The organism is Paenibacillus filicis (assembly GCF_038070315.1).
In the GTDB taxonomy this organism is placed as follows: domain Bacteria; phylum Bacillota; class Bacilli; order Paenibacillales; family NBRC-103111; genus Paenibacillus_G; species Paenibacillus_G filicis.
Window position 1 is genome coordinate 25,241 of sequence record NZ_JBBPCC010000028.1, and the last position, 11,774, is coordinate 37,014.

At 58.3% G+C, this 11,774-nt stretch carries 5 protein-coding genes; all 5 read right to left on the bottom strand.

Going from position 1 to position 11,774, the window contains the following annotated elements:
• Positions 1–93: 93 nt before the first annotated feature.
• The 5 genes from WMW72_RS30775 to WMW72_RS30795 all read right to left on the bottom strand — a co-directional run bounded on the left by WMW72_RS30775 (position 94) and on the right by WMW72_RS30795 (position 11,735).
• Positions 94–798: a SanA/YdcF family protein gene (locus WMW72_RS30775; protein WP_341419421.1), complete on the bottom strand. Its 705-nt coding sequence runs from the start codon at positions 796–798 to the stop codon at positions 94–96.
• 261 nt (positions 799–1,059) lie between these two features.
• Entirely contained in the window at positions 1,060–7,902 is a 6,843-nt protein-coding gene (locus WMW72_RS30780; protein ID WP_341419422.1) for a discoidin domain-containing protein, read from the bottom strand.
• Between the two features lie 126 nt (positions 7,903–8,028).
• Positions 8,029–8,907, bottom strand: a complete 879-nt coding sequence (locus WMW72_RS30785) for a carbohydrate ABC transporter permease (protein ID WP_341419423.1) — start codon at positions 8,905–8,907, stop codon at positions 8,029–8,031.
• 15 nt (positions 8,908–8,922) lie between these two features.
• Entirely contained in the window at positions 8,923–9,846 is a 924-nt protein-coding gene (locus tag WMW72_RS30790) for an ABC transporter permease (protein ID WP_423227625.1), read from the bottom strand.
• A gap of 230 nt (positions 9,847–10,076) precedes the next feature.
• Positions 10,077–11,735 (bottom strand): extracellular solute-binding protein, encoded by a 1,659-nt coding sequence (locus WMW72_RS30795; RefSeq protein ID WP_341419425.1) that lies wholly within the window; start codon positions 11,733–11,735, stop codon positions 10,077–10,079.
• Positions 11,736–11,774 lie beyond the last annotated feature (39 nt).

Genomic DNA, 11,774 nt, shown 5'->3' on the forward strand with positions numbered 1-11,774 from the left:
CCTCCAATCACTTAGTCGGAATTATTATACATGAATGGATGATTGAAGGCACCAAAAAAAACCAATTTATCTGGATTTTATATCTATGAAACCTTATTTATCGTTGGTCAGTCTTCCATCGGAGCTAAGCGGGATCTGTTCTCCAAGCTGTGCTGACTTTGGCTTTAGCACATGCACATTGATGTAATCCTTCACGCGGGCGAGCACTTCCCTCGCCTCGTACTTGCGGATATCCCGGTAAGCCTGCTTGTCGGAGGCTGCTCCGACCGCCTCAAGTCCCATAGCTCTGGCCACATAAATGGCCCTCTTCAGATGATAGTCCTGGGTCACAATAATCAGGTTGGAAGCCTGGAATACAGCCTGGGCCCGGTACATGCTGTCATAGGTATTAAACCCCGCATGATCCATGAAGATATGCTTGTCCGGCACGCCCTTTTTCATTAAATAGTTTTTCATGGCATTGACTTCATCATATTCATCGCTCGCATGATCTCCGCTGACAATGATGCGCCTTGCTTTCCCGGACGCGTAGAGATCGTAGGCGGTGTCCAGCCGGTCCCGGAGAATGTCAGATACCTTCCCGTTCGAATACACAGAGGCCCCAAGCACGATAAGCGCTTCAGATGGCGGAAGTTCGTTTTTTTGTAGGATATAGTTTTGTCCTGTACACAGTACATACTCGTTGATGAGCAGCAGGGTCGTACAGGCGATGAAGGCTGCCGTGGCCAGGCAACGGATGAGCTTGCCGGCATTCCGCCGCCGTTTGGGTTTTATGGCCTTCGTTGTAAGTAGCTTCATGTCTGTCTCCTTTGCATGCTTGACGGCCAGGGAATACGCGGATCGTCTTCCCGCCTTTTTCCATTATACCTTAAAAGGGACTATAGTCTCACCCTCAACCGTGCAAACCGTGCAAAAGAAACGGCCCGCCATGCAAATAGAGGTCCCCGCGAATGCGGAGACCTCTGCCCGTATCATCTGTATACGTTACTTCCACAGCAATTATGGAAGCACGCTTCCTGCACCGGACCCGTTCTTAGCGGGGCGTTGAATCTTCAATCCTCAATCTGGCGCATACTCCAGTACGTTCAGCTCATGAATCGACCAGAAATTGCCGACGGCTCCTGTCTGCACAATCTTCACATAACGGGCCGACTGCGAGGGGAAGCGGATGACCAAGCGGGCTGAACCTGCACCCGCTGCGACCGCAGTTCCCCAACTGACCCCATCCGCAGAGACATACACCTCATAGCTACGCGGATAGTCGTACGCGCTTCCCGTCGCATCCAGTTCCAGAGCATTGAATGGCTTGGATGCCCCCATATCAACCTGATACCACTGTCCGTTCGTCTGATGAGCTCCGGTATCCCAACGGGTGGAGGCGATGCCGTCCAGCGCATTCATAGCCTTGCCGGGCTGATGGGATGCCGTGGCTGTCCAGCCGGTCCGGTCCAGCTTGTAGGGGGTTCCCCCAGGCAGGGCATAAGTCGCCACCGTCACAGGCAGCGATTGCGGTGATTCGATCCCTGCCGCCGTTCTGGCCGTAACGGTATACGTGTAAGCCGTAGCCGGGGACAGCCCCGATACCGTATACGTCGTACCCGTCACCGTCTGGCTGTTCACTTTCTGCTGTCCCTGATAGATCTCGTAGCCCGCAATGGCTGCCTGGCCCTCCGGGACGGTCCAGCCGAGACGGACGGACGAAGCCGTTCTCTCCAGTACAGTCAGACCGGCCGGGGCTGCCGGAGGCTGAGGATCGACGACAGGCGAGCTGCCCCGGGCGACGGTATAGACCGGATCACCGGCCGGGCCGTCTCCGGCTCCATTGAAGGCTGTAGTCCGGTACGTATAGAACACGCCGGGACTGAGCCCTTCATCGGTGTAGGCCGTCCCTGTGACGGATGCGGCGACGGTGTGCCAGACGGCGCTTCCCCCGCTGCGCCGTTCTACCCGGTATCCGGTGGCCAGCGGTTCGGATACCCACGATAAGGCTGCCGACGATGTCGTAATCCGTGTTATGCTTGTATGCTTGACGGAGCCGGGTGGCGGTGATGCCAGCGCGGTCAGCTTATCTACCGCTGCCGTCAGACCGGGCAGATCGGCGGCAATGATATTCAGCGCCTGGTATTCCCCAGCGAACGGTGAATTTGCCAGACTGACGGCCGCATGACCCTGCTGCACGCCTGTTCCCTGCTCAGGGAGCAGATAGCCCCGGGCCTGGTCGAGCAGCAGCACGTTGGTCGATGAAGTGCCCAGCAGCACGAGATCGGAATCGATCGTGCTCCACTGGGGATACTTGTTAATCGATTGGTAGGTTTGCAAGCTTTTCACGACGCCACCTGGCTCTGCCAGACCCAGGGAGACCTGCCGGCCCTGCTGGGTGTAGTGCTGCACAAGCCGGTTGGCCTGGGCTAAGATGGCCGGATCGGCCTGCTGCGCCGCCGTCAGCGCGACGGTCAGCGAAGCCTCCTGACGCGACGCGAATGCACGGATGGCATCCTCCCTGTCCAGCTTGACGGAGGAGGCCGCAGGCGCAGGGCCAGCCGGCTGGACGGTCACTTGTGCCGTCGTCTCCAGTCCGCTCAGCAGCTCCTTCGCTTTTACCGTATACACGCCTGGAGCGTCGGATGCGTGCAGCGGTAACCGGGCGGTTAATCCAGTTGCCGTATACACGGTGGCTGTATCTCCGCTGGAGACATGCGTAACCGTCAGCTCTACGGGGATGCCCGCCATAGCCTCGGGATTGCGGATAGTCGTGAACGCTTCGTAATATCCCGAACCGGACGAGGTAACCGTGACCTCCGGTGCCTTCACCTCGGCCGGAGGAAGTGCATACCACTGGAAGCCGTGTGTCTGCAGATTGACCTGTGCAGCCTCAGCAGGCGTAAGCTTGCGGCTTGCCCGGACATCGTAGATCGGCCGGGATGTATTCCACTGCAGCGCCGCCGTCTGGCCGATCAAATGCTGGCTTTGGCCTGAAGCTGTGTCATGCTGCTCATTGAGCACCGTCACATACTCTGTATCTCCTGCCCGGGTCGGAACGGCCCAGACGGTACTGCTGTCCGAGGAAGCAGCAGGCTTCGGCACACTCGCCATCGCTGTCCGCAATTTGGCAATATTCGCCGCATTGCGGGCCAGGAGCAGGCTGGTCTGGTCCGTGTTGCTCTGGATCACGTAGGATGCGACCTGCATCCCCGTCCCCGTCGCATTCACTGGGGAGACCGACTCGTCGTCCTTCAGGATCAGGCCTCCTTGATTAACGAAACTCTGCAGCTCGGGGACGAGACCGTCATACCAGTGCCAGCTTGCATCGAACTCATTCAAGCCGACCAGCAAGATCGTCTTGATCGACGAAGGAAGTCCGCGCTTCAGCTCCTCCGGCGTGATGATTTTGGACGGCCAGCCGGCCGCATGCGTCAGGAACAACGCCTCCGTCACCTTTCCCTCATGAGAGCCCTGGAGCAACTGCGCTTCGGTCGGGTTTTCTCCGCCGACGACGCCTCGGAGAAGCGCCTGATCGTTCACATACAGGATGCCGATAGGCGGCGTCGGCTCGGTCAGTGCGTACGCCCCGCCGTACTTGTGAATCCAGTCGTACAGCTCCTTCTGCTCCGCGATCATCTGCGGCCGGGCCAGCGGACCGCGATCGTTCGGCAGCACGTTGGTGCCGATCGCCTGGACTCCCCGCGTTAGCGTCATCGCGTACGTCTTCTCCCGGTCAGCCTTGCCGTAGAAGAGGGAGAAGTCGTCCTGCAGCGCCCAGGTCGGTTTATTCGGCGCATAGCTGCGCAGCTTATCCACCAGGGACACTTGATGAAGCGGCTTGGAGGAATTCAGCTCATTCCAATCGTATGCGCTCTGCACGGGCAAACGCTCATGCATCTCCTTGCCGGGGATCGTGGCCCATAGCCAGCCCCCGCGCCCGCCTACACCTGGAGAGCTGCCATAGGAGCCGGTCGTCGTCGTATAGGACGGATTGACCTCGGCTGCAGCTTGGGCGAAATAACCGTATTCCTTGAAGGTATCGTTATAACGTGCGATGTAATCCAGGAACGGCTTGGTGCTGCCTGCCCAATACTCATGGGTTTTGAGCGAGTACTGCCCCTGCAGACTCGGAGCGATCGGCGTCGTGAGCGGTTGGCCCGCTGCCGTCTGGAACGGCGCAAAGGCCCGGCCCCAAGGTCGGTTCGGATGCGGCGGTGCCCAGTCCCAATACTGGGCGTATGCAGCATTGTCCGCGCCTAGGCTGATCCCGGCCAGATTAGGATAACGGCTAAGCCGCTGCAGGCCGAGCTGCAGCTCCCGATACAGCGGAGCGTGATAATCCGAGATGTAGGAGCTGTAGAACGGCAGGTTCTGGCTGACGGCATCCACCACATCCCAGTCCGTACGCGGGATAAGCCCTAGCTGGACGCCCCGGCGTGCCAACGCCTGGGCCATATTCTCGTGACTCTTGGCGCTGGAAGCCTCAGAGAACGTGCCGAATTCGTAGACTCGGTCGTAGCCGGTACCGCTCACATACGCGGCATAATCCTCGACCGTCCCTAGGTCCTGATAAGACTGGGCAATCTCCTTGTGCTCCGAGTGGTAGAAGCCGCCGGAGCTCATGCCATGGGACAAATAGACGAAGTTGATCGTCTCCGGAGACCGGGGCACCTCGGTGCCGAGATGCCGGGCAATCGCGCCGGATTCCGGCTGGTACTGCGGCTGCGACGGCTTCGTCCCAGCCAGCGCCTGTACATCGGCATCCCATGCGGCCTGATGAGGGAAGACTTCCGGCCCGTCGACGCTGGTGAGGGTAATAGACGGACCTGAACCCGGCACCGACCGGTTAATCTTGAGCGGGACATCCTTCGGATTCCCTGGAACAACCGGAGCGAGCCCAGCATCGAATTGTACCGGCCCCCGTCCGTCTACCCACAGCTCATACGGCTTGCCTGGTTCATTTTGCGGCAGCTGCAGGGTCAGGGAATTCAGCGTCTGTGTGCCGCTGTTGTAGATTTCCTTGCCGTCGTTTTTCAGGATAACGGATTTCACCGCGCCTGGCGCAGACCCGGAGATTTTGACCGGGAAGGTCCACAGCTCGTAATCCCAGATCCATGAGCGCGCTGACGGATCCGACGCATAGAGATTGGTTTGTCCCCAGCGCCAAGCAACTCCCCGGAACCAGTGATTGCCTGGCGACAGCACATTATCATAGGGGCGCTGCACGATAGACATATTTGCAGGCTGCTGCTGGAGCAGAATTTCCGTCCTATACTCCGCACCCGCTGCGAACGGCTGTACCGTACGGACAGATGAAGCCTGATTATTCTGCGGAATATCCAAGGTGATCTGCGGCCAATCGACCGCGTCCGGTCCTTCCTTCCGCACCGCGTTCTGGTGAATCTTGGCGCTTCCCTTCGTGAACAGCCCCGTCGGGGTGTCGAAGCGTACGAGCCGCAGCGCTACGTACTTGGTCGGGGCGGTAAAGTCACTATCTAGCGCTGGACGCGTGACGATCGTATTGTTCATATCCGCCTGCACCTGGGTCTGGGTCAGCGGGGCTGCATACATCCGGAGCGAATCAATCGCTCCCCGGTAGCCGTGTTTTACCATCATGCGGTTGACGCTGTCGTAATGCCACTCGGTTCCGAGCAGCACCGGCAGCTCGTTGGGCAGCAGATCGGTAAACACGCTGCTTGCCGGCACCTGGCCGACCAGCTTGCCGTTGACGTATAGCCAGACGCCCTCGTACTTCTCAAACACCGCAGCGACATGCGACCATTGTCCGGCTGCCAGCTCGGAGGCCGTGAATGACCAGTTGTACCATTTCTCTCCGTAGTCGGAGCCGAAGTACAGCTTGTTGCCCTGGAGACCGAGATAGAAGGTCGTCCCCTTCCAGTTCGCATCCCGCTTGGAGGCGATCGGCTGGAAGCCGTTCAGATCATCCGGCTTGACCCAGGCGGAGATCGTGAAGGCCGACGAAACCTTGTTCAGCAGTCCCGGCTTCGTAATCTTCGCCTGCTCGCTTCCGTTCAGGACGAGCGCCTGTCCCGCTCCCGGACGGCCCGGGGCATAGGCTGCCGGCGCACTCAGGGAGCCTGCAAGCTCGGGTAGAGCCGGATTGCTCGTATTCCAAATCGCAGCCGGATCGGAAGGCTGCGGCTCCATCTCATACTTCGCGATCAACGGCAGCTCCATGACCGGCAGCGTCGTTACCGCTAAGACGGCGGGCGCGGATTCGTTGCCGTACAGATCCCGGGCCTTGACCTCCAAGGAATAGGCCGTGCCCGGTGTCAAACCTGTGAAGCGGTACGTCCGCACGGCAGCCGAGGTGGAGCCGGTCTTGACCGAGTTCAGGTACAGATTGTAGCCCGCAACCCCGACATCGTCGGTCGAGGCATCCCAGATAACATCGAATTGGGTATCGAGCACCTTCTTCGCCGTCAGGTTCCCCGGAATCGTCGGCGGATTGTCGTCGCGATCCGCCAGCCCGTACAGGTTCAATTCATGAACCGACCAGTAGCTGCCGGTCGCTTTTGTCAGGGTCAGTCGAAGGAAGCGCGCCGTCTGTACCGGGAAGCTCGCACTGACGATCGCCGAATTACCGGTAAACGTCCCGATCGGAGCGCTCCAGTTGTTCCCGTCCTCAGAGACCGTCACCTGGAATTCACGGGGATAATCGCCGTTCGATCCGGTAGCATTCAGCACCAGCTTGCTGTACGACTTGCCTCCCGGCCCGGTATCGATCTGCAGCCACATGCCCGCAGACTGGGCGGCTCCGCTCGTCCACCTCGTCGAAGCATTACCGTCGATAGCTAGTGCTGTACTGCTTTCGCCATGCGAAGCGCTGAGCGTCCACAAAGCCCTCTCCAGCATAGACTGCGTCGTGAAGCTGACCGAAGAACTGAATGCCGACCGATGACCGGCCATATCCACGGCACGTACTTGGTAGGTATAGGCGGTACGGGGAGTAAGCCCCTTCAGCGCCAGACCCGGTTGCCGGGTAAATCCCGCATACTCGGTCCCCGCATAGACCTCATAGCCAAGTACGGCCACATTGTCCGTGCTGGAACTCCAGGCTAGCGAGGCTTCCGTATCCGTCACCGAGACGGCTTCCGGGCCCGCGGGTGTTGTAGGCGCTTCCAAATCTGCCGATGGAGAACCGAACAGCTTCAGGTTCTGAATCGACCAGTAATTGCCTGCGCTCTTGGTTAACGTGATTCTCAGGTAACGGGCCGTTTGCTCGGAAAACTCCACCTGAGTCAGCGCACTGCCGTTGCCGGATGCAATCGGGCTGCTCCAGGTGAGGCCATCCTCGGATACAGATACCGAATACCCCCGCGGATAATCTCCGCTATAGCTGGTCGAGTCCAGAATCAGCTTATGATAAGCTTTGGCCCCCGGCCCGGTATCGACCTGGAACCACATGCCGGATGCCTGAGCTGCTCCGCTGCTCCAACGCGAAGAGGACAGCGCATCAATGGCCAGACGGGGCGCTCCCCCTCCATTATTATGGGAAGCACTGACTGTCCAAAGCGCGCGGTCCAGCTCATCCAGATTGACAATAAGCGGGGTGCTGGCGGCTGACACCTGGCCTGCAGCATCCCTCGCCTTCACCGTAAAAGCATAATCGGTGCCAACGCTCAAGCCCTCCGCCTTATACAGCGGAGCACCGTCCACGCTCCCGAGCAGCGCTCCGTCCCGGTATACCTCGTAGCCAGTCACACCTGTATCAGCCGCCGGGACCGACCAGGTCAGGTTCACCGAGCTATCGGTACGCCAGACAGACTCGACATTGGCCGGAATACCCGGCCCCTGAGTGTCGGCACCCAGCACCGGGACCGCCTGGAGCAGCAGCAGACTAGCAATCAGAGTACCCGCCAGCAACCTTGCCGCTATGCGATTCACGCGTTTCCACATTCCTTCCTCTCTCCTCTCATAGCTTTCCTTGAACAGTTCATGCCGCTTACAGCCTCCGCTCGGAAGCCAGACGGCACCACCTCCTTCTTGGTCCCTGATATTCTCTTGTGGCCAGGGACATGCTAATTACCCCTTCACAGCTCCGATCAGCACGCCTTTTACAAAATACTTCTGCAGGAACGGGTACACCACCAGCAAGGGGATCAGCATGACCATAATCCCGGCGGACCGGATCGACTCCGGCGTCAGCATCTGATCGGCTTCCTGGGGCTGCACGTTGTTCAGGTTTTGCAGCAGGGACTGGTTCGCCACCATATTCTGCACGAGTACAGCGAGGTTGAACTTGGACGAATCATGGATGTTGATCAGCACGCTCTGGAAAGAGTTCCAGTAGCCGACGCCGTAGAATAGCGTCAGCGTCGCCAGCACCGGCATGGAGAGCGGCAGCACAATCTGCCAGAGCAGCCTCCACTCGCTGCAGCCGTCGATCTGGGCGGCTTCATTCATTTCCTCCGGAATCTGCTCGAAGAAGGACTTCAGCACGAGCATGTTGTACGCGCTGACCAGCCCCGGCAGCCAAAGCGCCCAGTACGTATCGACGATGCCCAGCGCCCGGTTGACGAGAAATGCCGGGATCGCCTGGATGCCGAATAGCATCGTGAATACGATCGCCAGTGTGAAAAACTTCCGGGCATAGAAATGTCCCTTGGACAACGGATACGCCGCCAGAATCGTAAACAGCATGCTGAATACCACCCCGAAGCCGGTGATGATCAGGCTGTTGCGGAACGTACGCATAATAGGCGTTCCGTCGATCAGCATTTTGTAAGACTCCAGGGAGAAGCCTACAGGCCAGAGGCCGACCCTCCCCGCTGCGACAGCCTCATATTCACTCAGCGAGATCGCCGCCAGATTGAGCAGAGGGACCAGGCAGCTCATCCCCGCGAGAAACAGTAGTACATGATTGACGGAATAAAACCATTTTTCACCACGTGAAAGTCTCATAACCTTCCCCCTCCCCTACCATAAAGCCTGGTCGAACAGCTTCGCCAGACGATTCGCTCCGATGACCAGCACGAGACCGATCACAGCCTCGAACAACCCCATCGCCGTCGTCATGCTGTACATGCCGCCTTGAATCCCGACCGTGTATATATAGGTGCTGATGACGCTGGACACATCGGACACGACCGCATTCTGCAGGTTGTAGACCTGATCAAACCCGACCTCCATCACATTGCCCATCGCGATGATGAGCATCAGGGTCATGACAGGCATGATCCCGGGCAGCGTCACGTAGCCGATCTGCTTGATCTTGCTCGCTCCGTCGATGCTCGCCGCCTCGTACAGCGACGGGTCGATGGAGCTGATGGCCGCCAGGTAGATAATCGCGGAGAATCCGGCTTCCTTCCAGATGCCCGAGCCGAAGAATATTGCCAGCCAGGAATTGGTCTGGTACAGGAAATTGACCGGTTCACCCCCGAAGTAAGTGATGATCGTATTCACGACGCCTGCCTGTGAGCCGAACATCGTAACCGCGATGCCGCCGACGATGACCCAGGAGAAGAAGTGTGGCAAGTACAGCAAGGTTTGCACGGAGCGCTTGAACCACGCCTTGCGCACCTCGTTCAGCATCACTGCGATCAGAATCGGGAACGGGAAGCCGATCACGATCTTGAGCAGGCTCAGCACCAAGGTATTGCGGATGATGGCCATGGACTGCGGGTTGGAGAACATCATCCGGAAATAGTCCAAGCCCGCCCAAGGACTCCCCCAGATCCCCTGGATCAGGTTGTAATGCTTGAACGCAATGATGTTGCCCAGCATAGGCACATAACGAAACATGATGAAAAACACGATCACCGGTGTAAACATCAGCAGTAGCGGCATATTGCGCCGGAACCGGCTGTAGCTTCGTGTCCGCCGGGCAGTGGCCTCTGCCATTTGTCCCGTCGGCTGGCCAGCCATCGCGCCGTCGCTTCCCATAATCCTTTCCTGCGTTTTCATGATGGGTTTCCTCCTATTCGTTTCCGTTTCCGGTCTTTGTCTGGGGGCCATACCGGGCGTTTCTTGCGCTTCCTGCTTCAGAAGCCCTTGCCCGAGTTCCGGCAGAGATGAGTACGGACGGCAACGGGTCCGCTCGGCAGCCGACCGGACCCGTTCCTTCCCGATTCTTACTTATTGGCGTACAGCTTGATGGCATCATCGCCGAATTGGTACAGGTCCTTCAACAGGAAGGCATTCGCCTTATTGGTTTCATACCACTTGCTGTAGAACTCGTCGACGCGCAATCCACCGGACTTCTCCCAGATGTTCTTGGCGTCCTTCTCCGCCTGATCGGCAGTATAGCTGCTGCCGCTGACGACAGCCTTCATCCACGTATCCTTGATCTGCTGCTCGGTATTTTTGACGATCAGCGCCAGATCCTGCGGCAGCACCGGCAAATATTCCGGCTTAAGCGTCGGGATCGAACGATCCTTGCTGACATAAGCCTGGTTGGCCTGGATCGCCAGCTCACGCAGCGTTTTTTGTGTCTCCGTATCCTGAGCGCGCTGCTCGACAAACGCACACTTGCCCAGCAGCAGCACCGAGGACATCATGCGGAGGTCGGAGATGTAGGAGATTTCCTTCTTGTTCTTCTCGGCATCCAGCGGCTTCGAGCAGCCCACTTCGTTCTTGCTCCAGTGAACGCCCTCTTCGCCGCTCTCCAGCGTACGTGCTGTCTCCGGCTTGATCATGAAGTCGATATACTGCATGACTGCCTTCGGGTCCTTGGCTCCCGCATTGATCGCGCCTACCATCTGAATCGGGCTTCCGATGGCCGGACTGAACTGGCCGAACTCGGATTTGGGCAAGGTCAGAATCGCCAGCTTCGCCCCGGGATTATTTTTCTTGAGTGCATCGTAATCCTTATCGGGGATCTCCTGATGCAGGTACATGCCCAGCTTCCCGGACAGGAAATCCTGCTTGGCCTTCTCTCCATTTTTGTCCGGGAGGAAGTCCTTATCGACCACGCCTGCATCGAACAGCTGCTTCTGGAAGGCGACCGCTGCCTTCAGGCGGTCCCATTCATGAATAAATTTGTCGCCCTCGAAGCGCCACTGCACCTCGCCGAAGCCGAACATATGCTGGATGATGGCTACCCCGTTGCCGCTCAAGTTCAGGCCGAACGTATCCGCCTTGCCATTGCCGTCCGGGTCCTGAGTAGCAAACGCTTTCGCTACTTGTAAAAACTCGTCCGTCGTTTTCGGCATCTGGAGATTCAGCTTCTGCAGCCAGTCCTCGCGGATATAAATCCGGTGTGCGGCCACCAGCGGGTTGACCTTGCCGATCTCGTACAGCTTGCCGTCATCCTTGGTGCCGAGCTTCTTCAATTGCGGGAACTGCTTCATCAGGTCCTTATAATTGGTGCTGTACTTCTCGATGACGTCATCGAGCGGCATCAGCAGCTTCTGCGCATACCACTGGTTCCGGTAGCCGGTATCGTATTCGAGGATCAGGTCAGGCGCACTGTTAGTTGCGAACAGCGCATTGAACTTTTGCAGCGATTCCCACCGGGGCACCGTTACATACTTTACATCGGCTGGGCCATTCTTGTTGACCCACTCCGTCCAGCGGTTCTTGTCCCAATTTCCTTCCTCCGGGGGAATATTGTTGCGCTCGTACATCGATACGGTGATGCTTCCCCGCTTATCGGCAGCCGGAGCTTTCTCGCCCTCTTTGGAAGCTGGCGCCGAAGCTTGCCCTCCGCTGCACCCTGCGACGATCACGCTTGTCAGCGCCATCGTTGTCATACCCGTTCTAACGATACGGCTTTGTCTCTTGTTCTTCATTGGTTTAAGCTCCCCTCGATTATGTGAGTACCATGCGGC

Bases quoted from the DNA above. Each gene is read 5' to 3' on its own strand.
- WMW72_RS30790 (WP_423227625.1), bottom strand. From the start codon at position 9,846: ATGGCAGAGGCCACTGCCCGGCGGACACGAAGCTACAGCCGGTTCCGG.
- WMW72_RS30785 (WP_341419423.1), bottom strand. From the start codon at position 8,907: ATGAGACTTTCACGTGGTGAAAAATGGTTTTATTCCGTCAATCATGTA.
- WMW72_RS30775 (WP_341419421.1), bottom strand. From the start codon at position 798: ATGAAGCTACTTACAACGAAGGCCATAAAACCCAAACGGCGGCGGAAT.
- WMW72_RS30795 (WP_341419425.1), bottom strand. From the start codon at position 11,735: ATGAAGAACAAGAGACAAAGCCGTATCGTTAGAACGGGTATGACAACG.
- WMW72_RS30780 (WP_341419422.1), bottom strand. From the start codon at position 7,902: ATGTGGAAACGCGTGAATCGCATAGCGGCAAGGTTGCTGGCGGGTACT.